Here is a 24483-nt window from a genome sequence, read left to right as displayed (position 1 = left end):
CCTGCGTCTTAGACCTTATGTCTTGGTGTCGGGTCTTCTGACTTCCTTGAGAAGAATAGACTTGTACAGGGCAAGTGCGCCGGCGAGAGCGGCCATTCCGAAAAGAACCTCATAAGAGATGGTATCTACGATTACACCAGCGACGGTGGGCAGGAAGAGGACCGGCGCTATTGTAGTATTGATGAAGCCGATGTATGTCAGTCTTTCTAGTGGTGGAGAGATATCCAGAAGAAATGTGGAATATCCCAATCTGAGTCCCGCACCAGACACTCCCATGACAAAGAACAAGACTGGAAAGTACCACTGCCCCGGCGTCAGGAGTGGAAAGAGCAGAGCTCCCAGCGGCGGGACAATCCCGGAGAGGGATGTTCCGATGAGAACAAGTCTTGAGCCGAATCTGTTTGCAATGTTCCCCCATAGAATGTTTGACAACATGAGGCCCAGCATCTGCGCGGCAAGAAGAAATCCTACTGAAGATTCCTCAAACCCACCGGTCTCCTTTGCGAAAACTACGTAGAATGGGAATGCCATAAACAAGATTCCGATGAGTAGCCTTACGTGCACCAGGCCCCTGTAGTTTGCATCTTTGCGGAATATGAGCCTTCCCTCGCGGAGGTGTTCTTTCAATCCCTTTCTTTCCTTTCTCACCGGCTGAATCGGTTCTACAACGAAACTGAAAAGTGTGAGACCCACGGCCACGAGGGCTGTGGATATCAGAAAGATGGTCCCGTAGTTGACAGGAAAGGGCAAAGTCCGAAGCAGATGTCTGACAATAAAGCCTCCTATTACGGCGAATCCTGAACCTACAGAGATTCTGATTGCCCAGAGTGATCCTCTCCTGTTGGCAGGGATGGCCTTGGCCACAATGTCCATAAAGGATAGGCCTGCGACTCCCCCTGAGAGGGAGAAGATTGCATACACAACGAAGAACACGGCCAGAAGCAGGGGAGAGGCGTACCTTCCAAATGAGAAGGTGACCAGAGACAAGGCGAGAAGGGAGAAGAATCGCACAAATGCGCTATGGATGTAAATGGGCATCTTCCTTTCCGTCCGCTCTGCAAAGGGGGCAACAATCACCTGCGGTAGAGGCCAGGATGCTCTTTGTAGCGATCCTGCCAATCCTACGAGAACCCTTGAATTTGTAAGATTGCTGATGAATGCAGGGAGCACAGTAGTTTCAGAAAGGAAGGCAGAAGCGAAGTTGAAGAAAATGCCGTTCAGAGCTGTGAGCGTAAAATTGCGCCTTATGTACGTCATTCCGGCGAGAATACCAGATAGAACCCTGGTTTGAAAGAAAAATTGCCCACTGCATGGTGACCTCGTGAAACGGGCCGGACAGGAATTGACTTTTGCTGTAAGTCGCCAATTGGCGGTCAATCCAGGGCTGTTACTCGATCCTCGCGGGAGAACTGAGCGAACACTTCGCCACAAGGCATTTGTGATCTCAGTGGCCATGTACGGGTTGTCTGCTTCTGAGGTTGCCAGGGCGTTTGGGGCCTCAGCAACGGCAGTGACGAAGGTCTTGAGGAGGTGAAAGGGCAAAAGTTCAAAAGTTTACACCTGCCTGCCCCGTTTCTCGCGAAGTGAGATACACGGGGTCGCCATGGGTTCAGGATTTTTCCTTGACAAGAGGAGGATTTCAAATATAATGCAAAGAACAAATTGAAGTATGGGGTGTCTACTTTGACATGCGGTGGTGGAGGAGGTGATGAAGGGGGCAAGTAAAGGTAGGGACCGTGCAGTAGCCCGTGAATCGTGTGTCCAGACAGAAGCATCGGATATCAGGGCTGATGCGCCAGTTGAGATGTCCTCACATGCGTTCAGTTCTTTCCTTGCTTTCGCAAAAACTGAACAATGAAAAGTTGAGAGGCTGCGGTTGATGTGGCGGTGGGGTTTAACCTTTGTATCTTCAGAAGGGAGGTGCGAAGACATCAGATCTCGTTGGAGGAGCGGAGAAACGTTTCTGGGATTTCCATTTTTGTTGAACAGGAGGAACAGTGATGCTTAGATTGCGATTTTGTCTACGGTTATCCACTCTAATGCTGGTAGTCTTTGGATTGGCACTCCTATCAAGCGGGTTGGATTCAGCTCGCGCAGATGAAGTTAGTACGTCGGGAGGGCCAGTCACCCAGAATGCGGTCCGGTCGAATACACCGAAAAATGTGCAAGAGATCATACCAAATATATACGGGGTCCAGACAGAAACCGAGGTGAATCACGGCCGGATTGAACCAGCCAGCAAAGCCGATGAATCGGTAAGGCATTGGAGGCGGGAGAAAACCACCAGCCAGGAGCCTATTTGGCAAAAGCTGGAGAATCTGACGCCTGCCGAAAGGGAGAACGCGCTAATCAAGCTCGAGCTGCCCACGGGTATGTCTCAGGAAGTTCTCGCTCAGGCTGAGAAGGTGGAGGACGCGTGGAACAACGGCGCCTACGGGCACGCCCTCTACCTATTCAGGGAGCTAGGCAAGCTGATGGACATCCAGCAGGTTGCAGTGGGTGTAAGTTGGAAAACGCCCATAGAGACTCCTAAGAGGCAAAATCTCTGGGGCAGTGATGTGAGAATCGGAACCCGGGATGATATCTATAATGAGGAGCTTGATTTTGACGGGGGCACTGGACACCTCTTCGCTGCAGTTCTATTGGATGACGCCGGGACTTTTCGGTGGACAGTCAACATTTCCACAGATGATGGTGCGAGCTGGTCGGAGAGTTACAGCTGGTTTGCCGGCTATGAGATAAACGACATAAGTGCTACTGTTGTAGGCGGCTTTTTCTGGGTGTCCTACACCGGCAACACAGACCAGGAGAGCGCTCGATTGAGAAGGCACTTGGTATCCGACGGCAGCTCTGATGCTACCTACGGTTTTAAAACGATCTTCGACAAGAACAGTGAGATAAGGGATCTTGACCTGAGTGCGAATGCAGAGGCTACCAATAACCGGGTTTACTACTCCGCCATTCTTGCAGACGGTAGTCTGGTGCTCTTCTGGGATGATGCTGGCGGATTGAGCTTCGTCGAGGTTGCCACCGGTGTGGTCGATGCAGAACGAGGGCTGGACTCCCACTGGAATCAAAACTTCGGAAGCTTACACACCTGGTTCTCCTGGATCGAAACCGACGATGACGTCCACATTGCTGGGTGGTCCGGGTCGAATTTCAACGATTTCATCAGCGAGCTAACCGGACCAGTCGCAAGGTTTAGCTCGATTGGTTGCTGGGGTGACACGGTGATCTGTGTCTATGAGAATTTGGGCGCGAGTACTTACTGGATTAAGTACTTGACCTCACCCAATGGTGGTGCCAACTGGTATTGGTCGTATATTGGCGACACGACTGCTGTAGGATCATGGAGTCCTAATGTTACTGGCCGGATGGGCGGGGGATGGCATGTTGTCTACGAGGTAGAAATCGGGGGAGAACCCGATACAGTCTTTCACACTTCAAACCCTTCTTACTGGCTGCCATGGACCTCAATTGTCCCAGTGAATGACTTCGACGTTACCACCGGCGGCACTGTCGGGCCCAGGATAGAGTGGGTGCCCGGGAATGACTACGGGACGATCTATGTCGCTAGTGGCGCCAACTACTGCTACTTCGATAGGAGCAACTGGGTGGGCGTTGCTGAGGAAACTCGACCGAACCTTACAGTTCCAAAAGTCTTTACCCTGAACCAGAGTGTCCCCAATCCTGCCAGATCGCAGGTGACAGTCAGTTATGCTTTGGCCGAGGAGAGTCAGGTCGCTCTCAAAGTCTACGACATCACTGGACGGCTTGTGAAGACCCTGGCATACGGCATGGAAAAGGCTGGATACAAGGAAGTGACGTGGGATGGTAGAGACGAGATGGGAAGAGAAGTATCGACCGGTACATACTTCTATCGCTTGACAGCAGGTGATTTCACCGCTGCAAGGAAGATGACTATTCTGCGCTGAGGAACACTTTCTTGGAAACTGGAGCCCTCCTGGGATGATTCCCGGGGGGGCTTTGCTGTGAAGGAGTCATCCAGAGATTCTTTCCTCGTTCTTCATTAGATTTGAGTTGAAAAAGGAACGCCTGCCGGATAGAATGGCCTTTCAAGATTAAGAGGAGGTTTGCCAATGGCAATACAAATGACAGGGAAGAATCTGACCGTCGAGAAGATATTGAAGGTAGCTCGCGGCAGGGAGAAGATAGTAATCTCACCAGATGCCATGAGGAAGATAGAGAAGTGCAGAGAAATAGTCGACAGAAAAGTGAAGGAAAGAGCAGTCATGTATGGTGTGACCACTGGCATAGGTGAGCTTTCGGAAGTGGTATTGACACCTGAACAGGTTGAGAAGTTTCAGAGATATCTAGTTTACAGTCACGCTGCAGGCTATGGCGAACCAGTCGAGGAAGACGCTGTCAGGGCAGCCATACTCACCAGAATAAACGTCCTGTGCAATGGCCACTCGGGCATAAGGCTAGTGATCGTTGAAACACTTGTAAACATGCTGAACAAGGGCGTGACACCCATTATGTGCCAGAAAGGTTCTGTTGGAGCCAGCGGGGACCTTTCACCAATGGCCCAGATGGCCCTGGTTCCCATTGGTGAGGGAGAGGCCATCTTTGAAGGGAAGAGAATGAGTGGCAGGGAGGCTATGGACAAGGCCGGCATACCGATTATCAGATATGAGGCGAGAGATGGACTTGCCACAATCAACGGCTCAAATGTCATCCTGGGGATGGGTGTACTCCAGATCCACGATGCGGAAAGGTGGATAAAGACCTCAGAGATCGCGTGCGCAATGACTCTTGAGGTGCTGAACGCGAACATGCTTGCATATGATACGAGACTCCACGAGGTGAGAGGATTTCCAGGCGCCGTTGAGTGCGCCTCAAATGTCCGCAAGATTGTTGAAGGGAGTGAGCTCTTGAAGCAGAAGGGGAAAAAGGTGCAGGATGCGTACAGCCTGAGAAGCTCCCCACAGGTCATTGGTGCGGCGAAAGATGCACTGAAACACACAAGAGGCGCGTTTGAGATTGAGGCAAACGGCGTGGGCGACAACCCCCTCTTCTTCGAAGACGAGGGTGGAATATGCATTACCGGAGCGAATTTTCAGGGAACGCCCCTTGCACTACCTCTGGAGTACCTCGGGACTTCGGTGACGACCGTTGCTGCACTCTCAGAAAGAAGAATGAACAGGCTGATGAACCCGAATCTGAGCATGGGCCTTCCCGCATTTCTCTCAAAAGGAGCTGGAATGTTTGCAGGATTGATGCTAACTCAGTACACGGCTGGTTCACTGGTATGTGAAAACAGAATCCTCTGCCACCCGGCTGCCACAGGATCCATTCCGGCAGCGGCAGATCAGGAAGATTTCGTCAGCATGGGTATGACCACTGCGATAAAGACAAAACAGATAATCGAGAATGCTGATGCCGTGGTGGCCATAGAGTTGATGGCCGGTGCACAGGCCGTGGACTTAAGGAAGCCTCTCAAGCCCGGGAAAGGCGTAAAGGTGGCCTACGACGTGATACGGAAGTACGTGGAGTTTCTTGACGAGGACAGGCCTCTCTTCAATGATGTCAACCGGCTCACATCTGTTGTCAGATCCGGGGAAGTTCTGGAAGAGGTGGAGAAGGCCGTTGGAAAGCTGAGTTAGACTTTCCACACAGGAGGCTGGATGGCCCTTGTGGATCTCACACTGGGTAGGTTCTACAAGTCTGACTCCTTGGTCCATCGACTGAACAGCAGTACCAAGCTCCTGGTGGCGCTTCTTCTGATGGCCGCTTCTCTCTATGCCAAAAGGCCTGCCTCCTTTCTGCTCCTCTATGCTTTCTTGGCTGTCGCCATCGGTCTTTCGCGTGTTCCCCTCAAGTATGCGGTGAAAAATCTTAAGTTCTTTGTCTGGCTGATTGCGCTGGCAGTCTTTCTCAATCTCTTTTTCACCGAAGGAACTGTGATTGCCCGACTTGGATTCTTGAATATGACTTTTGAGGGGATTGCGGCAGCCGCCGTTTCGGTTTGCAGGCTTGTTTTGGTCATAACTGCTGCTTCTGTTCTTACTCTGACTACCGCCCCTCTGGACCTGACCTATGGAATATCCAGACCCCTGGGTTTTCTAACAAAACTGAAGGTGCCGATTCATGAACTGGGTCTCATGTCCGCGTTCGCCCTCAGCTATGTTCCAGTACTTGTGGATGAGGTGGGTGAGATAGCTCTGGCACAGAGATCAAGGGGTGCTCCTCTTGAGGGAAAGGGGTTGAGAGCTCTGAGGTCTGCTGTCTTTCTGCTCGTTCCAGTTATTCTGTCCACGTTCAGGAAAGCAGATACACTTGCCCTGGCGATGGAGTCCAGATGCTTTCGCAGTTGTGCGGAGAGAACAAGATTGATAGAAAGGAGAATGCGTCGGGCCGATTACATTTCTCTTGTCTTATCTGTGATACTGGTTTCTCTTGCCCTGTTGGTTGCGCGTTGAGATGAATGGAGCCGCAGTGGATGCAAATGAGGCCACGAGAAACGTAAGACTGGTGATGGAGTATGACGGTGCTGACTTCCACGGTTTCCAGATACAGCCGGGCCTAAGAACTGTCCAGGGGACAATTGAATCTGTTTTGCAAGAACTTCTTTCCGAAGAGATTCGTCTTACAGGAGCAGGGAGGACCGACGAAGGGGTTCACGCCTGCGGCCAGGTGGCAAACTTCAGGACGAGTTCAGATATGCCCACTCACATTCTGAAGCGAGCACTCAATTCCAGATTGCCTGCTGATATCGTGGTCAAGTCAGCAGATGAAGTTTCCCCGGACTTTCATTCGAGGTTCAGCGCAAAGTCCAGGGTCTATCGGTATGACATATGTGTCATAAGGTCTCCTATTAGAAGGAGATACGCATGGCACATCAAGTATAACTTGAATATAGGTGAAATGGAGAGGGCTTCAGATGTGTTCATTGGTAGTCACGATTTCACCAGTTTCTGCGTGGCAAAATCGACTGTTGACGAAAGCAGTTGCGTGGTCTATTCTTCGGTGTGGAGAAGAAAAGCAGATGTGCTGCAGTATGAGATAGAGGCGAACAGGTTCCTCCACAACATGGTTCGTGTTATGGTTGGAACCATGGTGGATGTTGGGAGGGGAAGACATAGCATGGAGGATATTGCGCACATTCTGGAGGCTAAGGATAGAAGGAGAGCTGGCCCTACGGCTCCGCCGCACGGCCTTTTTCTCGTGGCGGTGAAATACTAAAGGAGAGCTGTTGTTGACAGTTCAAATCAGAGACAGGAAGACCTGAGAGGAGGAATGCTGAGCATGAAATTCTTCATTGACACAGCGAACCAGGAAGAGATAAGGGAGGCTGCCAGTCTGGGCATACTGGACGGGGTTACTACCAATCCGACATTATTGGGTAGAGAGATGGAAAGGACCAAGGAGGATCCACAGAAGATTCTCAAGATGATATGTGAAATGGTCCAGGGGCCGGTCAATGCTGAGGGAATGTCCCTGGACGCGAACGGGATAGTGTCAGAGTCGAGGGAGCTGTCGAAGATTGCCAAGAACATAACCATAAAAGTTCCACTGACGAAAGAGGGCGTAAAAGCCGCACGGATACTTTCTTCTGAGGGAATCCGAGTCAACATGACCCTTGTCTTTTCTGCTAATCAGGCTCTTCTGGCCGCCAAGGCCGGCGCGGCATTCGTGAGTCCATTCATAGGAAGGTTGGACGATGCCGGGCAGACAGGAATGGATTTGATAAGAAAGATAGTGACCATATACGAGAACTATGACATAACCACTGAGGTGATTGTCGCCTCAATCAGGCATCCTGTGCACGTAGTCGAAGCAGCCCTTATCGGCGCAGACATAGCCACCATCCCCTTTGCCATCATAAACAAAATGTTCCGTCATCCGCTGACGGACGTGGGTATCACGAGGTTTAAGGAGGACTGGGAGAAGGCAGAAAAGGCTGGCAAGAAAGAGTAGCCCAGCGGTCAACCTAGCCGATTCCAATGAGGTGTCGCCCTTGCGAAGAATAGCAATTCTGGTTTTGGCAGCAGGTCTGTTCCTGGTTTTTGCTGTGCACACCTTTTCGCAAGAGGCGAACAATGATATCACCAGTTCAAGAGTGAATGCCATAGTCAGGGCCGCGGAGAAAGTCGGTCCTGCTGTCGTTTCTATTAATGTCCTGCAGACCAAACTCTATGCCTCACATCCTTTCCCCGGTTTTTTTGCCGATCCGGTAATCAGGGAATATTTCGGTGATCTGTTTGCTCCCAGGGTTTACAAAGAACAGATTCAAAGTCTTGGTTCGGGTGTAATAGTGAGGTCCGAGGGATATATTCTGACAAATGAACATGTGGTTCGGGGCGCAGAGCAGATAAAGGTTACTCTGCCTGACGGGCGGGTCATGGCCGGAGAACTGGTGGACGCGGACGCAGCAGTTGATCTGGCAGTAGTCAAGATAAGAGGGGGAAACCTGCCAGTTGCCACGATAGGCCAATCGGACGACCTGATAATAGGAGAATGGGCCATAGCTATAGGGAATCCCTTTGGATATCTTTTGGACGACACCCAGCCGACAGTAACAGTCGGTGTGATCAGCGCACTGCACAGATCAATAAGGTCTGGTCACAGGTCTAGTGCTCTGTACAGAGACATGATACAGACTGATGCCGCCATAAATCCCGGTAACTCGGGAGGCCCGCTGGTGAACGCAGATGGGGAGATGATTGGTATCAATACGTTCATCTTCACCTCAGGCGGTGGTTCAGAAGGGGTAGGTTTTGCCCGGCCAATTAGTTACGCAAAGAGGATCATAGATGACATCACAAGATACGGTCGAATCAGAAAGCCATGGATTGGAGCCCACACGCAATCGATTACAGAAGAAGTATCACGGGCCCTTGGACTTAAATCGAACGCAGGTGTGCTGGTGGTCGAGGTTGATAGAGGTAGTTCGGCCGGAAAGGCAGGCATCAGGCGTGGCGATGTAATCAAGCGAGCCGACTCCGGGCTGATAAGGGATGAAGTCGATTGGGAAAACTTTCTCCTCTCCACGTATGTCGGCGAAAGGGTCGAACTCGAAATAGTCAGGGAGGGAAAGATGGTACATACTGCTTTTGCAGTAATAGAACTGCGGAGAAAAGAGAAATGAAGCGTAGCGGCCTAAAAGAGTTGACAAAAGGTGGGCAGTGCGGGTATAATAATACGCTTGGCAGAAGACAGGGACCAGCCTATGATTTCTAGGTATACGTTCCCCCGGATGGGCCAAGTATGGTCTTTGACGAAGAAGTTTGATACTTGGCTTGAAATTGAGATACTAGCATGTGAAGCCCAGGCAGAACTGGGTCTGATTCCCAAAGAGTCTGCGAAGAGAATCAGGTCCCAGGCCAGCTACGATCTTGAAGAGATATCGACGATTGAAAAAAAGGTGAGGCACGATGTTGTAGCTTTCTTGACGAGCCTTGCCAATCATATAGGGCCCGATGCCAGATATGTCCATCTGGGTATGACTTCTTCTGATGTACTGGACACGACGCTGGCGATTCTGATGAGGGAAGCGGGCCAAATCATCATTGAAGATCTAGATGCTCTGGTCAGTTCATTGAAAACCAAGGCCCTTGAGTACAAATGGACTCCAATTCTCGGTAGGACTCACGGTATTCAGGCTGAGCCTACATCCCTTGGTCTGAAGTTTCTCTCTTGGTACGTGGAGGTCGTCCGCAACAGGGAGCGCATGGAGACGGCTGTTGATGAGATCTCCTTCGGCAAGATTTCCGGCGCAGTCGGCAATTATGGTAACATAAGTCCGGATGTCGAGAAATACGTCTGCGAGAAGCTCGAGTTGCAGCCGGAGCCTGTGTCCACGCAGATTGTTCAGCGGGACAGGCATGCCTATTATCTGAATGTTCTCGCCATAACGGCCGCGTCTATAGAGAGGTTCGCCACGGAGGTGAGATCTCTTCAAAGGAGCGAGATTGGAGAACTGGAAGAACCGTTCAGATCAGGCCAGAAGGGTAGTTCAGCCATGCCTCACAAGAGAAACCCAATAGTATGCGAACGGATGTGTGGGCTTGCCAGATTGGTGAGGACCAATGCTCTTGCCAGTCTTGAGAATATAGCACTCTGGGGTGAAAGGGACATAAGCCATTCCTCTTCAGAAAGGGTGATTATTCCTGACAGCACTATCATGGTTGACTACATGCTCCGGAAATTCAAAGACGTGGTTGACAACATTGCCGTGCATAAAGAGAAAATGCTTGAGAATATTTCAATGAGCAAGGGGCTGGTCTTCTCTGAAAGGGTTCTGCTGGAACTGGTGAAGAAAGGTTTGTCCAGGGAGGAGGCCTACGAGATAGTCCAGAGAAATGCGACCGTTGCCTTAGAGTCCGGCAAAAACTTGAGAGACGTACTTCTTGAAGACAAAGAGCTCAGGGATAAGCTCACAACTGATGAGTTAGATGCATGTTTTGACATGGAAGAACACTTGAAGAATGTTGATAGGATTTTCGAAAGGGCGGGTGTGGAGTGACTAAGAAAGGGAAAAAGCTCTACGAAGGAAAGGCGAAGATCTTGTATGAGACCGATCAACCTGAACTTCTGATTCAGACTTTCAAAGACGATGCAACTGCAGGAGATGGCGATAAGAAAGGAATTATCCAGGGAAAGGGTGCCTACAACAATGCGATTTCTGCAAGGCTCTTCGAAGTTCTCGCCTCAAATGGGGTAAGCAACCATTTTGTTGAGAAGCTGGATGAGGTTGACATGCTCGTAAAGGGTCTCCAGATGTTTCCTATCGAGGTCACTATTAGGAATACTGTAGCAGGCGGTATGTCAAGGAGGCTTGGTATTCGGGAGGGTGAAACCCTTAAGTCTGCTGTTCTTGAGTACCATCTTAAAGATGATGAACTCCATGATCCGTTGATCAACGAGTACCATATCAGGGCCTTGGGTCTTGTTGAAGAGAAGACTCTAGAAAAGATGGAGGATGCTGCCTTCAGAGCAAATGAGGTATTAAAGGCGTTCCTCAAGGACAGAAATATCGACCTTGTCGATTTCAAGCTGGAATTCGGTGCCTCAGGCGATGAGATTCTTGTCGGGGATGAGATATCTCCGGATACATGTCGGTTTTGGGACAGCGAAACCAAGGAAAAACTTGACAAGGACAGGTTCAGAAAAGACCTGGGTGGCATTGAGGAGGCATACAGGGAAGTGCGGAAACGAATCTGTGAGATGGGATGATGTCAATGGGCCAATTCTCAAATCTTTTGCCTATACTTGTATTTCTCGGACTTGCTCTTCTTGTCACGATTACTCTGGCAGTAACTACATACCGGAAATCTGCGGTCGAGAGGGCGCTTGCCAAGGCCAAGATACAGGCTGTCCAGGCCAGGATAAAGAAGATAGAGGCTGATTCTCGGGAACGGGTGAGAGCCATATCAGACAATGTAGAGTCGCTTGAATCTGAGATTAGTCACAAGACAGCACAGCTTACTCTCATGCAGGATCTGGCGAGAGACCTTGGCTCGCTCGAGAGCAGAGAAATGATACCCAAGAGGCTCATGTCTGCGGTGGAAAAGATTCTGGACGCTGGTGAGGCATCCTTCTTTCTTCCCACCGCGGATGGGAAGAAGCTGAAGCTGCACTTGGCCTATGGCCTTCCGGCTGAGGTTCCGAGGGATCTCACAATCAATATGGGTGAAGGTTTCATAGGTTATACGGCGGTGAAAAGGGTAATCATGGCAAGAAAGGACTTCGAGAAGGAGAGCAACATCGTAAGAGAGAGGATAGAAGAGACAACACACAGTGGTCTCATTACCGAGATTTGTGCACCTCTTTACTTCAGAGATGAGCTCATGGGGGTCTTGAACTTGTCAAGGTTGAATGTTTGCACGGAACTGGAAAAGGTCATATTGCGTACCATTGCCAGTATCGGCGCCATGGCAATGGAGAACGCCAAGCTTTTTGAAAAGACCCAACATCTTGCAGATACTGATGGCCTAACACAGCTCTTCAACAAGAGGAAATTCAAGGAACTTCTTGAAATTGAAGCAAGCAGAATAACAAGATACAAAGACATAGGTCACATGCTTAGTTTCATAATGTTCGATATTGACCACTTCAAGAGCTACAATGACCAGCACGGCCATCCTGCCGGTGACGAGGTACTGAGGCGCATAGGGCAGTTGCTTAGAGAGAACACTCGTCAGATAGACATCCCTGCGCGATACGGGGGAGAAGAGTTCATAATAATCGTGCCCCATGTGAACAAAGAAGGTGCTTATAGGTTAGCGGAGCGAATAAGGTTCCTGGTTGAGAGGGAGAAGTTCCCGGGAGAAGAGACCCAACCAGGCGGGAAATTGACTATCAGCGGCGGAGTCGCAAGTTATCCAGAAGATGCAAACGATACAGAGACCGCTCTTGAGTCAGCTGACAAGGCGCTGTATGCGGCGAAAAGGGCGGGAAAGAATAGAGTGGTAGCATTTAGAACCGACATGGCGGCCGTTACTCAGAGCTGATTAAGAGAGGTAGATTGGCAGGTGCTCTCCATGTCGTCGCGACAGCGGCGATACCAGTTTTTCTCAAACTCCATTTTTGTCTTGTCCAGAATGCCAGAATAGAGCCCGGAAATTGTGCAGGGGCACCGGACTTAATTCTAGTTTTATCGCCTAAGAACGGAGCTGGAGACGGGACTCTGCCTTTTTCTGTCTCCCTGGCCAAGAGGGTACACTTGCTATCGGTTCTCTTCTGGGTTATACTCGAATTGGAGAAAAAGTGGCTGGAGTATGGACAGGCCTAATCACAAAAAATAGTATTATCGTCCTGAAATAAGCTATATATTCTGAGGTAATGTAAATGATAGAAATAAGAATACACGGCAGAGGAGGACAAGGAACTGTTGTCGCCTCAAAGGTGCTGGCGTCCGCCTTTTTCAAGGCAGGCAAGTTTGTTCAGGTTTTCCCCGAGTTTGGTGTGGAGAGAAGAGGTGCTCCGGTAGCAGCCTATGCCAGAGTCGATGACAATCTCATAAACTTGCGGTGCAGAATATATGAGCCTGACCACATAATCGTGCTCGACCATACTCTAATGCCTGTGGTAGATGTGACTGAAGGCTTGAAAGCCGGTGGATGGGCACTGATAAACAGTAAACTGCCTCCACATGAGATTGATGCACCAGAGCAGTTCAATGTTGCCTCTGTGGATGCCACAAAAATAGCTCTAAAGTACGGGCTGGGCACCAAGGCCTCACCAATAGTGAATACATCGATAGTGGGCGCCTTTGTCCGGATAACCGGTCTTGTCAGCATTGAGTCAGTGGTAGAGGCTATAAGAGAGGAAGTCCCGACCAACCTAGCGTCGAATGAGAAGGCAGCCAGGGAGGCATTCGACGCAGTTCGTATCGGGAGGAAGACCGGGGGTAGGAGATGAGAAAGGTGATTGCAGGGAATCATGCGGCTTCACACGGCGCCATGCTCTCCAGAGCTGAGGTTATTGCAGCCTACCCTATAACACCCCAAACCCAGATTGTCGAGCTTCTCTCCGAAATGTGTGCTGAGAAGAAGACAGGTACCGAGTTTATAAAGGTTGAATCCGAGCACTCGGCAATGGCAGCCTGCATTGGGGCCTCCGCGACCGGTGCAAGGGCTTTTACGGCCACCAGTGCGCAAGGGCTTGCTCTGATGCATGAACTGTTACACTGGGCCGCTGGAGCAAGGTTGCCAATAGTGCTGGTAAACGTGAACAGAGCCATGGCAGCGCCGTGGTCGATTTGGACAGACCAGAATGACTCACTTTCGCAGAGGGATACGGGCTGGATACAGTTCTACTGTGAGTCCAACCAGGAGGTCCTGGATACGGTCATTCAGGCTTTCAAGATATCAGAACAGGTCATGCTTCCTTCCATGCTGGTCTTGGATGCTTTTGTGCTTTCTCACACGTTCGAGCCCGTCGATATACCCGATCAGAAACTGGTTGATACCTATCTCCCTCCTTACAAGGCCCCCTTTAAGATTGATGTCAATGAACCTCATGCGTTTGGTGGCCTTGCTACTCCGGATGTCTATTTTGAGTTTAGATACAAGATTCAGAAGGCAATGGAGAATACGCTGGATGTCGTGGAAAAGGCCCACGCTGAGTTTAACAAGACTTTTGGCAGGCAGTACAGGCTTGTAGAACCATACATGTGTGATGACGCAGAGACAATTGTGGTTACTTCAGGAACAGTGTCATCAACCTCCAGATACACCATAGAAAAAATGCGAAATGAGGGAGTGAAGGTTGGACTGTTGAAAGTCAGAGTTTTCAGACCTTCTCCAGCCGAAGAGATAAGAAAGGTTCTTAAGAGATGCAAGAAAGTGGCAGTAATAGACAGAAATATCTCCTTTGGACACGGGGGTATTTTCGCATCGGAGATCAGATCCATTATGTACAAGGAAGGTCGCAAGCCTATTTTCGGCTATGTTGCCGGGCTTGGCGGGAGGGACATAACTCCACAGACTGTGAGACAGATCATAGAGTCAACTATGAAGGCGGATGAACCTGAGGAGGAGATTATATGGGTAGGCCTGAAGACGTAGATTTGGATGTCTTAGAAAGCGGGATCATGACTTCGGGTCACCTGGCATGTCAGGGGTGCGGTGCTCCAGTAGCAATGCGTCATGTGCTGACTGTTCTGGGAAAGAGAACGGTATTGGTTCTACCTGCCTGCTGCTATACGATAATCGCTGGTCCTTTTCCCTATTCAGGTTTCAGAATTCCAATCTATCACACAGCCTTCGAGACCGCAGCCTCATGCGCATCGGGCATAAGAGCTGCTTTTGAGGTGAAGAAGAAAAAGGGCATTCAGGTTGTGGCCTGGGCAGGAGACGGTGGTACATTCGATATCGGCATTCAGGCCCTTTCAGGAGCCGCAGAAAGAGACGACGATTTCATATATGTCTGCTACGACAATGAGGCCTACATGAACACCGGAATTCAACGAAGCTCAGCTACACCCAAAGGGGCTTGGACAACAACCACACCTGCAAGACATCCAAAACTCACACGCAAGAAGAATATGGTTGAGATAATGGCTGCTCATCGTATACCGTATGCTGCGACTGCTTCCGTGGCGTATCCAGAGGATTTGAAGGCAAAGGTGAGAAAGGCCAAGAAGATAAGAGGAGCGCGCTTCATCCACATACTCAGCCCGTGTCCTCCCGGTTGGAGATACTCTCCTGAACTGACAATAAAGCTGGCAAGAATGGCTGTTGAGTCAAAGACATTTCCACTTTACGAAGTGGAGAATGGGACTGATTACAGGATAACAGTCCAGCCCAAGGGGATTCCGGTTGGAGGTTATGTAAAGATGCAAGGCAGGTTCAAGCATTTGACAGCCAAAGAGATTGAAGAGATACAGAAAACGACGGACACTGAGTGGAACAGGCTCCTTGCCAGGGTGGAGGTTGATCGATGAAGGTTGACGTGGAAAGTCTCCTTCCGTACGTGAGAAGGCCTGCGACCTACGTGGGTAACGAGTTCAACTCCATCCACAAAGATCACAATTCTGTAAACTTGAGAGTTGCTCTTGCCTATCCCGATAGATATGAAATTGGAATGTCCAATCTTGGTGTTCGCATAGTCTACCATCTTCTGAATAAGTTTCCTCAGATAGCCTGTGAAAGGTTCTTTGCTCCCTGGACAGACATGGAAAATCTGCTGAGAAAGAACAGCATCCCTTTGTTTGCGCTAGAGTCTGGGGTTCCGGTTGGTCAGTTTGACGTGGTGGCCTTCTCGGTTGCATACGAGCTGACCTACACAAACATCCTGAATATGCTTGACTTGTCAGGATTGCCGCTCAGGTCTGCGGACAGAGAAGAAACTCATCCTCTGGTCATAGCGGGAGGCCCTTGCTGCCTCAATCCTGAACCTCTGGCAGAGTTCATCGACTGTTTCTTCATAGGAGACGGAGAGGAGTCAGTCAAGGAGCTCGCTGAAGTTCTGCTGAGAACGAAAAAGGAGAAGACCAGCAGAGGAGAAACACTGGCGGCGCTTGCGCAGATACCTGGAAGCTACGTTCCCTCTTTGGGCACCCCTGCCGAAATCACGAAAAGAGTCACAAAAACGCTGTCCCTGGAGGATTTCCCCGGTGAACCTATAGTCCCTTATTGCGGAATTACCCATGACAGGTTTGCCGTCGAGATGATGAGAGGCTGTCCCCGCTCCTGCAAGTTTTGCCAGTCGGCCGTCATGTATGGTCCGCTGAGAAAGAGATCCCCTTCAGACATACTTGAGCTGGTCAAGAAAGGCCTTCGAAGCTCAGGGTGGGAGGAGATGTCGCTCGTCTCCTTGTCCCCGGCAGATTATCCTCATCTGATAGATCTCCTGAGAAAGTTGGAAGAAATCTTGAATATGACCAAGACCTCACTCTCCCTCTCCTCAGTCCGAGCCGACGCGCTAACGGAGGAGCTTGGGTCCGCCCTTAAAATTGTAAGGAAGACCTCGGTGACTCTTGCTCCTGAGGCTGGAACTGAAAGACTGAGACGTAGGATAGGAAAGCCAATGTCTGAAGACAAGATCATACAGAGTACAAAGACAGCTTATGGTCTCGGTTTTGGCCGGGTAAAACTGTACTTCATGATTGGTCTTCCGTCTGAGAGTGATGAAGATATTGAGGGCATTGTGGGACTGTGCAAGAGGATATCGAGTGAGGCCAAGGGCGGCCGGCTCAAGGTGTCTGTGTCCAGCTTTGTACCAAAGCCTCATACGCCCTTTGAGAAAGAGGAGCAGGAAGGTGTGGAGGAACTTTTCCTGAAAGCCAAATACATAAAGGCTCAACTGAAGGGGAAAGGGATCGAGGTTGGTTGGCACGACCCACACGTCTCTTTTCTGGAAGCTGTTATGTCAAGAGGGGATAGGAGCCTCTCCAGCGTGATTCTGGCAGCGTTCAGGAAGGGGTGCAGATTTGGCGGTTGGAGTGAGCGGTTCGACTATGCGAAGTGGATGAGCTCTTTTGAAGAATCAGGCATTGATCCTTTCTCTTACTGCAAGAGGATGAGAGACGACGAAAAGACGCCCTGGTCCTTCATAAAGATGAGATCTGTTCCCACAGACCAGACTGCAGTTCTGGAGGTTGCCCCAGAAACTGAAGCTGCTGTCAGAGAATTCGGGAGGCGTGTAAGGAAAGTGGATTCCAGATCTCCTTACCGGGTTGGGAAACACAGGGTGAAGTACATGAAGCTGAAAGAAGTAAGATTCACATCGCATCTTGATGTGATGAGAGCTGTTGTGAGGACACTGAGACGGGCAAATGTCCCGCTTGTTTACTCGCAGGGGTTTTCACCAAGACCAAAGGTCTCTTTCGGCCCGCCCCTGTCTGTTGGAATGACTTCCAGATGCGAGTATTTTGACTTCGTAGTTGAGGGACCATTGAGCAGGGATCTTCTGTCCTCAGTAGCTTCTGCCACTCCAGCCGGGTTCAAGATAATTGGGATCACGCCCGTTTTTGCAAGATCCAGGTCGTTGTCCGAGATTCTTGATGTCGCTGAATACAGAGTCAAGAGTATCAAAATGCCTGATGGGGTCGTCAAGGAGTTCATGTCAAGAGAGAGTTGCGTAATAGAACAGGTCAGAGGGGAAAAACACAGGGCAATCGATGTGAAACCTCTTCTGGTGGATATGAAGTCTGAGGATGATGATCTTCATATGAAAATCTTGATGTCCAAGAAAGGGTGGGTTGGACCGAGAGAGATTCTTTCCGCAATGAGCGGTCAGCCATCCGGGGAGTTTCTTCACCTGGATATTGAACGGACCGGACTGTACACCTATAAAGGCGGAGCTCTTCTCGCGCCCATAACTGAATCAGGGACTCATGCGTAAGAAAACATACAAAGAAATCCTTCTCAGCGTCAATCCGAGCGAAATCCGAATTGCGGTGATGGAAGATCAAAAGTTGGTGGAGCTGTACGTGGAACGTGTGGGCCAGAAAAGAATGGTAGGCAACATATATAAAGCGAGAGTGGAAAATGTCTCGCCTTCATTGAGGGCTTCGTTTCTCAATATCGGCCATAATAAGTCTGCGTTCCTGCCCATGGCAGATGTGAGCCATGAGATGCTCGACTATGGAGATACCGTTGTTGCCCCTGAGATGGCCGAGGAGGACTCCAGAGGCAGGCTTAAGGGTGACCTGGGCAAGACCTTGAAAGCGGGGCAGGAGGTGCTTGTTCAAGTTGCCAAGGAATCCCTGGGGAAGAAGGGGCCCAGAGTGACGACATTCATATCCATACCAGGCAAGTATCTTGTTCTCATGCCAAGTGTTAATCATGTCGGGATATCCAGAAGAATTGACGACAGGAAAGAGAGGGACCGGCTCCGGGGAATTGCTGCTGCCATTCAACCCAGGGGTTGTGGTCTGATAATAAGAACAGAGGCGGTTGGGAAGTCTGAGGCTGAACTGCGTGGTGACGTAAAACATCTTCTTAAGACATGGAACAGAATAAGGGCCGGTGCGGAGAAAAAATCTGCACCAGCTCTCATACACAGAGACATCGGCCTAATGCCCAGACTGATCAGAGATATCTTCAACTCAGACGTCGATGCGTTCGTGGTTGATTCAAAGGCCGAATACAAGAAAGCACTTTCCTATGCAAGGAGCATGTCAAATGATCTCCAATCAAAGGTCAAGCTATACGAAGGGCAAGTACCCATTTTTGATGCATACAAGGTTGAGCCGCAAATAGAGCAGATATTCGAGAGAAAAATCCCGCTGAAGACCGGGGGATACATAGTCATTGACCAAACAGAAGCCCTTGTTTCCATAGACGTTAACAGTGGAAGTTTTGCCAGAGAATCCGATCCTCAAAAGATGATTCTGAAGACAAACCTCGAAGCCGCTCAGGAGATAGCCCGGCAGCTCCGTCTCAGGGATATTGGCGGAATAATCGTAATCGACTTCATCGATATGGAAGATGAGGCAGACAGAAGGAAAATCACGGGAGAAGTGAGAAAGACGCTCAAGAGGGACAAGACAAAAGCGAAGGTTCTCAGAATTAGTGAACTCGGCCTCGTTGAAATGACACGGAAGAGGGCAGGCCCATCTCTCGTTCAGGCCTTCTGCGACCCATGCCCGACCTGCGATGGGACAGGAAGAGTGCTGTCAATGGATTCGGTAGCAATGAGGCTTGAACGATGGCTAAAGAGAGCGGCGGATAAGCTTGAGGGGCAGCATATTCAGATACGGGTGAATCCGGCTGTTGCTGAACATCTGAGCATGAAATGGCTGGACCTCTTCTCCAGGGTCTCCCACGACAAGCGTATGGGGATTGAGCTGAAAGAGGATCTTTCCATCAAGGTGGATGATTACAAAGTCTTTCTGCTAGAAACAAGTCGCGAAATCACGAAGGACTTCCCCGCCTGATTTAGTTGTTTGAAAAACACCTGTAAACTTCTGAACAAGAAGCTAGACACGAGATCTTAGATCTTAGATATAAAGGTGCCTGTCCCCATTGCGAAGGAATCTGGCACAAGCAGATCCGGAGTTTATCCTGAGCATAGCGAAGGACTTCCGCTCCCCTCGACTTCGCCCCTCAATTTTACAATTTCGGAGATGAATGCCTTGATGGGCGCCTAAAACAGCCCTTGAAGAGGCCACAGGGCGGCCTCCAGGTTCTCGGTACCTTGTGTTCTGGAGTCTGTGTAGTTCTATTTCCTAAGAGCAGCGAGTTCCTTCTTGAGCGATTCGAACTCCTCCTGCTGGTACTGGACTACTCTGGTCAAGACAGCTGCTATGTCCATTGGCGATAAGCCTTTTCTGTCTTTAGTCGCTACGAGCTCAGGCACATCCTCAGCTATGAAGCCAACACACCTTTCGTCTCTGTCAGACTTGTAGTTGAACGTGACAGGCTTCAATTCACCGATTGCTTCCAGGGCTTCTTCTAGGCTGAGTTCAGCAATCTGTTCCTTATGTTCCCTGCTTGATCCGTTTACCCAGGCCCCGCCATCACAATAAGCTCCGCCAACATCCAGCAGATGAGTGGGAGCCGTGTTTCCAATGCCAACTCTGACGGGGCCGGGCGAGTGGTAGAATATGACGGCATTGGGAGTTGAAGTTGTGAAATCCCGCCCAAATGCGAATGTATAGTCAGCGCCTGCCGCTATCTTGACCCCGCTGCCCGCAGCAAAAGAGTAAGCCCCAAGAACTGTGTCGGCCTCACCGCCGCCCACAGTGCCATAGTCTCCGGCGAAGTTGCGTGTGCCGCCCGACACTGTTGAAGCAAATCCATCTGCCGTATTGTTATATCCACCGCCAACGCTGGCGTAAGTTCCCCTGGCGGTATTGTATTCTCCCCCGCAAACTGTCGCGTACTCGCCGGCCATGTTGCCATGACCGCCGCCGACAGTGCAATATCTGTCGTTCTGGCCCGCAGTGCCCGTAGTACATTCGACACCAAAGTTTGCATGGGTGTGAGTGCTGTCGCCACGGAGTACATTACCACGCATCGCCAGTCCATATTGGCCAACAGGATAAAGCACATTGCCTGTTACGGTCCAGTCGCTATCAGAAGGAGCATCGAGCGCATAGTCCGCAGTATCTGCTTTGAAGGCTCGATATGCGTATCCAACGCTGGTAATCTCCGTCCTTGGCAACAGAATTTGCGCCTCCACCACAAGCTCGAGCCATCGTGACTCACCCGTCTGAAAAACATCCGGGGGTATGGGTGTCAGGCTGCCCAGGACTACGTTAAATAGCCCATCCTCCATGCCTATGTTCTGAGCCTCGTTCCACAGCTCGGTTCCACCGGCTGAAGCCGTGTATATGCTGAAGGTCATGCTGAGCGTGTCATTCAAAGGATTTCCCGCATCATCCGTTAGGTAACCCTGGTAGTTGATATGCCAGGGAATTACAGGCGCTGCTATTGCAGGCCTCACCACCTGTTGCCCTATTCTACTGATCTTGACTCTACCAAGCCTGACCTCATCGACGTTCTTTTTCTGCTGTGCCAATCCCACCGTAGATACAGCTAACGCGGCCAGAGCTACGCAGAAAAGTATCCTCTTTGTCATTGCCCCTCCTTTGAAGATTTTTCGCCTATGTCAAAACCGTGATGCTGGTGGGGTATTCTGAACCACACCCCGAACCTCTTAACTGGGCATCCCGTCATCCACGCGAACAGTTTATGTATCGCGCTCATTTGAGAGCGTCGATTTCCTTCTTGAGCGATTCGATCTCCTTCTGCCGGTATTGAACCACTCTGGTCAAGGTCGCCACAACATCCATGGGACTCAGCCCCTTTTTGTTCTTTGTCGCCACAAGTTCAGGTACATCCTCTGCTATGAAGCCAACGCACCTTTCGCCTTTGTCAGAGTTGTAGTTGAACGTGATTGGCTTCAATTCACTCAGTGCCTCCAGGGCTTCATCTAAGCTGAGTTCAGCAATCTGTTCCTTATGTTCCCTGCTTGAGCCATCCACCCAGGTCAAACCATCGCAAAAAGCACCATTTGTGCCCACGTCCAGCGCATGGGTGGGAGCTGTGTTCCCGATGCCAACTCTGATATTCGCGAACGAGTTGCTGAATATGACAGCATCACGAGTTGAGGGTGTAAAACCTCGTCCAAATGCCAATGAATACACACGCCATACCAAGATCCCGCGGCCTGCAATAAAGCAGCACAGTACAACAGCCCTATTGAATTCACCGTAGACCACAGAGGTCACGGTGGAGGACTGGTTGAATCTACCGCCTGGCATTGTTCCACCCCCAGCATTGCTATATCCGCCCGCCACGTTGGCCCAACCTGAGCTGGCGACGTTATGTGATCCCCCACATGCTACCGATTCAGAGTGGCCCCGGTTGTAATGTCCCCCCCGGACTGTGGAATATGGACCGCCCGTAGTACATTCGACACCAAAGTTTACCTGGGAATAAGTGCTGGTGCTGTCGCCGAGCAGCACATTACCGCGCATCGCCAGGCCGTATTGACCAATAGGATAAAGCACACTGCCTGTTAAGATCCAGTCGCTATCAGGAGGAGCATCGAGCGCATAGTCCGCAGTATCTGCTTTGAAGGCTCGATATGCGTATCCAACGCTGGTAATCTCCGTCCTTGGCAACAGAATTTGCGCCTCCACCACAAGCTCGAGCCATCGTGACTCACCCGTCTGAAAAACATCCGGGGGTATGGGTGTCAGGCTGCCCAGGACTACGTTAAATAGCCCATCCTCCATGCCTATGTTCTGAGCCTCGTTCCACAGCTCGGTTCCACCGGCTGAAGCCGTGTATATGCTGAAGGCCATGCTGAGCGTGTCATTCAAAGGATTTCCCGCATCATCCGTTAGATAACCCTGGTAGTTGATATGCCAGGGAATTACAGGCGCTGCTGTTGCAGGCCTCACCACCTGTTGCTCCACTCTACTGATCTTGACTCTACCAAGCCTGACCTCATCGACGTTCTCTTTCTGTTGTGCCAATCCCACCGCAGATACAGCCAATCCGGCCAGAGCTACGCAGAAAAGCGTCCTCTTTGCCATTGCCCCTCCTTTGAAGATTTTTCGATTACGTCACAACCACGATAATGTTTACTGTTCTGAAGCACATCCCATCATTTCAGGATGAGCATCTTCTTTTTCCGGATGGACTCTTCCGCCATGGTGTCGTAGAAGTAAACACCTTACCAGTCTGGCCAGTTGATAGGAGGATGCCGATATCGCATGATTCCTGAGGTCGTTCTTATCCTGTCGTGAGTCTTCGGAGGTAACCTTCGTCGCCCTGTTCGACTGTCCGCATCCTTAAAATGCCCTGCTTTCTGTGACAGCCGAGAGTCGGAGTTCTTTCCTTCTTACTTGACTACAATCATATGTGTCTATATTGGACATGTCAAGTAGAGTATTATTCTAGGGGCTGGTGCCTGGCACGCAGTTTTGCAAAAGTCTTTGAGCTTTTGCCTCCTGTACGAGATCTTAGATCTCAGATATAAAGCTACCTGCCCCCAAGCCGAATTTCGGGGCTGGTAATGCTATGAAGTATTGTGATTGTATCATTTTTCGGGCGCACGGATGCCCTGTGAACAGCCGGCAAAAATCGGGTGTTCACACAGAGTGAGCAGGTGGTTCTGGATGTCATAAAGAGGTGTTGACAAAAGGGAGGGTATGCGCTAGATTTTACTAAGAGTAAGGGGCGTAGTCTGATGACTGCCGAAACGCACAAGTTTCCGAGAAGCACTGAAGTATCTGGTGTACTGAAACCCGAGTTGCTCATTGCTCGGGGATTCCTTATGCCTGAAAGGGCCAAAGACAAGGAGGGAAGACCATGAAAGAACGACTCAGTGTGAAATTGAGGGCTGTAGTCCTGGTGCTTGCCTCAATATTTCTAGTGACATCAGCACTGGCCTGGCAGATACAGACCATTGAAACAGGACGGCTAAGAGGGCACTATTGTTCGATTGCCGTTGACGACAGTAGCCGGCCTCATATTAGCTACAATGACGGCTGGGAGACCAGCTTGAAGTACGCCACCTGGACAGGGAGTCAGTGGCTTATTACCGAGGTGGACAATGACGGTAGGGTGGGAAAGTGGACCTCGATTGCCCTTGATGGAAGTGGACACCCACACATCAGCTACCGTGAAACTGATGGCTCTAACCTTAAATATGCACGCTGGACGGGCAGTCAGTGGGAAACCAGCAGAATTGACAGCTCTCCCGGAGTTGGCTACTACACATCCATTGCCACTGACGACAGCGGAAGACCTCACATTGCCTACCATGCGCTAACTGGACGCAATCTGAAATATGCTTTTTTCACAGGGTCCGACTGGGTTGTTGAGACGGTCGATAGCCCCGGTTCTGTAGGACTATACAGTTCCTTAGCTTTGCAGTTTGGGATGACGCCTTACATAAGCCACATGGAGGGCAGCCCTTTATTCAACGTAAAGCTTGCCTGGCAAAACGGCGGCGGCTGGGAGTTCGAGAGGGTCGATACGTTGGGTGAACTAGGATGGTTTACCTCGATTGCAATCGGATCAGACGGATATCCACAAATAGCTTATCATGGGACCGATAATGAAATGAGAGTGGCGAGATGGAACGGCTCCAGTTGGGCGATAGAAACGATAGATGTAACAGCAGAGGTAGGGGGGCAAACGAGTATTGCGGTCGATTCCTATGGATACGCGCACGTTACTTACCACGATGGGAACCAGGATGCGCTGAAACATACGTACTGGAATGGCTCTGCCTGGAACACGGAGTTGGTCGATGACGCAGGTACGGGTACAGGTTATTATAATTCACTTGCAATCGACAAAGACAACAATCTTCATATAGCATATGACGGCACTCAATATGATGACTCGGTCTATCTATATTCAGAACTCAAGTATGCAAAGAGAGGCCCAACAACAGGAGTGGAGATGGAGCTAGCAGGCAAGCGTTTTTCCTACCGACTCTTTCAAAACAGCCCAAATCCATTTTCTCAGTGGACCAAGGTTCGCTTCCACTTGGCTCGACCGGGTGCAGCCAGCATCAAGATTTACGATATTGCAGGCAGACAGG

18 protein-coding genes are annotated in these 24483 nt (G+C 50.3%); 15 read left to right on the top strand and 3 right to left on the bottom strand.

Annotated features, from left to right (window positions below; translation table 11 throughout):
* Positions 1-15 precede the first annotated feature (15 nt).
* The gene (locus E3J62_01420; protein TET47461.1) at positions 16-1455 is read right to left on the bottom strand and encodes an MFS transporter; all 1440 of its coding nucleotides are present in this window, start codon (positions 1453-1455) and stop codon (positions 16-18) included.
* A gap of 545 nt (positions 1456-2000) precedes the next feature.
* Between E3J62_01420 and E3J62_01415 the strand changes: the two genes are divergently transcribed.
* The 14 genes from E3J62_01415 (at position 2001) to E3J62_01350 (ending at position 19351) form a co-directional block, all read left to right on the top strand.
* Positions 2001-3935: a T9SS type A sorting domain-containing protein gene (locus E3J62_01415; GenBank protein TET47460.1), complete on the top strand. Its 1935-nt coding sequence runs from the start codon at positions 2001-2003 to the stop codon at positions 3933-3935.
* A gap of 165 nt (positions 3936-4100) precedes the next feature.
* Complete coding sequence (locus E3J62_01410; protein ID TET47459.1) at positions 4101-5627, top strand: aromatic amino acid lyase; 1527 nt, start codon at positions 4101-4103, stop codon at positions 5625-5627.
* Positions 5628-5648: 21 nt separating this feature from the next.
* Complete coding sequence (locus E3J62_01405) at positions 5649-6443, top strand: energy-coupling factor transporter transmembrane protein EcfT (GenBank protein ID TET47458.1); 795 nt, start codon at positions 5649-5651, stop codon at positions 6441-6443.
* Between the two features lies 1 nt (position 6444).
* Positions 6445-7206: a tRNA pseudouridine(38-40) synthase TruA gene (gene truA, locus E3J62_01400; GenBank protein TET47457.1), complete on the top strand. Its 762-nt coding sequence runs from the start codon at positions 6445-6447 to the stop codon at positions 7204-7206.
* Positions 7207-7269: 63 nt separating this feature from the next.
* On the top strand, positions 7270-7941 hold the full coding sequence (fsa, locus tag E3J62_01395; protein ID TET47456.1) for a fructose-6-phosphate aldolase: 672 nt from the start codon (positions 7270-7272) through the stop codon (positions 7939-7941).
* Positions 7942-7981: 40 nt separating this feature from the next.
* A complete protein-coding gene (locus E3J62_01390) occupies positions 7982-9112 on the top strand; it encodes a trypsin-like serine protease (GenBank protein TET47455.1) in 1131 nt (376 codons plus the stop codon).
* 81 nt (positions 9113-9193) lie between these two features.
* The gene (locus E3J62_01385) at positions 9194-10489 is read left to right on the top strand and encodes an adenylosuccinate lyase (GenBank protein ID TET47454.1); all 1296 of its coding nucleotides are present in this window, start codon (positions 9194-9196) and stop codon (positions 10487-10489) included.
* The gene (locus E3J62_01380) at positions 10486-11199 is read left to right on the top strand and encodes a phosphoribosylaminoimidazolesuccinocarboxamide synthase (protein ID TET47453.1); all 714 of its coding nucleotides are present in this window, start codon (positions 10486-10488) and stop codon (positions 11197-11199) included. The genes E3J62_01385 and E3J62_01380 overlap by 4 nt, the downstream gene beginning before the upstream one ends.
* Positions 11196-12476 carry a GGDEF domain-containing protein gene (locus E3J62_01375; protein TET47452.1) on the top strand — a complete coding sequence of 427 codons (1281 nt, stop codon included), beginning with the start codon at positions 11196-11198 and terminating at the stop codon, positions 12474-12476. Before E3J62_01380 ends, E3J62_01375 begins: the two co-directional genes overlap by 4 nt.
* A gap of 337 nt (positions 12477-12813) precedes the next feature.
* Positions 12814-13386 (top strand): pyruvate ferredoxin oxidoreductase, encoded by a 573-nt coding sequence (locus E3J62_01370; GenBank protein ID TET47451.1) that lies wholly within the window; start codon positions 12814-12816, stop codon positions 13384-13386.
* Positions 13383-14534 (top strand): pyruvate ferredoxin oxidoreductase, encoded by a 1152-nt coding sequence (porA, locus tag E3J62_01365; GenBank protein TET47450.1) that lies wholly within the window; start codon positions 13383-13385, stop codon positions 14532-14534. The genes E3J62_01370 and porA overlap by 4 nt, the downstream gene beginning before the upstream one ends.
* Positions 14513-15412, top strand: coding sequence for a 3-methyl-2-oxobutanoate dehydrogenase subunit beta (locus E3J62_01360; GenBank protein TET47449.1), 900 nt, complete (start codon positions 14513-14515; stop codon positions 15410-15412). Before porA ends, E3J62_01360 begins: the two co-directional genes overlap by 22 nt.
* Positions 15409-17814: a DUF2344 domain-containing protein gene (locus E3J62_01355; protein TET47448.1), complete on the top strand. Its 2406-nt coding sequence runs from the start codon at positions 15409-15411 to the stop codon at positions 17812-17814. Before E3J62_01360 ends, E3J62_01355 begins: the two co-directional genes overlap by 4 nt.
* Positions 17807-19351 (top strand): Rne/Rng family ribonuclease, encoded by a 1545-nt coding sequence (locus E3J62_01350; protein ID TET47447.1) that lies wholly within the window; start codon positions 17807-17809, stop codon positions 19349-19351. The genes E3J62_01355 and E3J62_01350 overlap by 8 nt, the downstream gene beginning before the upstream one ends.
* Before the next feature lie 284 nt (positions 19352-19635).
* Here E3J62_01350 and E3J62_01345 read toward each other — a convergent pair whose 3' ends face one another.
* Both E3J62_01345 and E3J62_01340 read right to left on the bottom strand, forming a co-directional pair.
* On the bottom strand, positions 19636-20997 hold the full coding sequence (locus E3J62_01345; GenBank protein TET47446.1) for a hypothetical protein: 1362 nt from the start codon (positions 20995-20997) through the stop codon (positions 19636-19638).
* A gap of 124 nt (positions 20998-21121) precedes the next feature.
* A complete protein-coding gene (locus E3J62_01340) occupies positions 21122-22462 on the bottom strand; it encodes a hypothetical protein (GenBank protein ID TET47445.1) in 1341 nt (446 codons plus the stop codon).
* A gap of 778 nt (positions 22463-23240) precedes the next feature.
* Here E3J62_01340 and E3J62_01335 point away from each other — a divergent pair.
* The coding region (locus E3J62_01335) for a hypothetical protein (protein TET47444.1) at positions 23241-24483 on the top strand (1243 nt) is incomplete at its 3' end.

The organism is candidate division TA06 bacterium (assembly GCA_004376575.1).
GTDB lineage: Bacteria > Hydrothermota > DG-26 > E44-bin18 > E44-bin18 > E44-bin18.
This window is presented reverse-complemented; position numbering and strand designations above follow the sequence as displayed.

Excerpts from the sequence above, each read along its gene's own strand:
- E3J62_01420 (TET47461.1), bottom strand. The coding sequence starts at position 1,455 with ATGGCCACTGAGATCACAAATGCCTTGTGGCGAAGTGTTCGCTCAGTT.
- E3J62_01415 (TET47460.1), top strand. The coding sequence starts at position 2,001 with ATGCTTAGATTGCGATTTTGTCTACGGTTATCCACTCTAATGCTGGTA.
- E3J62_01410 (TET47459.1), top strand. The coding sequence starts at position 4,101 with ATGGCAATACAAATGACAGGGAAGAATCTGACCGTCGAGAAGATATTG.
- E3J62_01405 (TET47458.1), top strand. The coding sequence starts at position 5,649 with ATGGCCCTTGTGGATCTCACACTGGGTAGGTTCTACAAGTCTGACTCC.
- truA (TET47457.1), top strand. The coding sequence starts at position 6,445 with ATGAATGGAGCCGCAGTGGATGCAAATGAGGCCACGAGAAACGTAAGA.
- fsa (TET47456.1), top strand. The coding sequence starts at position 7,270 with ATGAAATTCTTCATTGACACAGCGAACCAGGAAGAGATAAGGGAGGCT.
- E3J62_01385 (TET47454.1), top strand. The coding sequence starts at position 9,194 with ATGATTTCTAGGTATACGTTCCCCCGGATGGGCCAAGTATGGTCTTTG.
- E3J62_01375 (TET47452.1), top strand. The coding sequence starts at position 11,196 with ATGATGTCAATGGGCCAATTCTCAAATCTTTTGCCTATACTTGTATTT.
- E3J62_01370 (TET47451.1), top strand. The coding sequence starts at position 12,814 with ATGATAGAAATAAGAATACACGGCAGAGGAGGACAAGGAACTGTTGTC.
- porA (TET47450.1), top strand. The coding sequence starts at position 13,383 with ATGAGAAAGGTGATTGCAGGGAATCATGCGGCTTCACACGGCGCCATG.
- E3J62_01360 (TET47449.1), top strand. The coding sequence starts at position 14,513 with ATGGGTAGGCCTGAAGACGTAGATTTGGATGTCTTAGAAAGCGGGATC.
- E3J62_01355 (TET47448.1), top strand. The coding sequence starts at position 15,409 with ATGAAGGTTGACGTGGAAAGTCTCCTTCCGTACGTGAGAAGGCCTGCG.
- E3J62_01350 (TET47447.1), top strand. The coding sequence starts at position 17,807 with ATGCGTAAGAAAACATACAAAGAAATCCTTCTCAGCGTCAATCCGAGC.
- E3J62_01345 (TET47446.1), bottom strand. The coding sequence starts at position 20,997 with ATGACAAAGAGGATACTTTTCTGCGTAGCTCTGGCCGCGTTAGCTGTA.
- E3J62_01340 (TET47445.1), bottom strand. The coding sequence starts at position 22,462 with ATGGCAAAGAGGACGCTTTTCTGCGTAGCTCTGGCCGGATTGGCTGTA.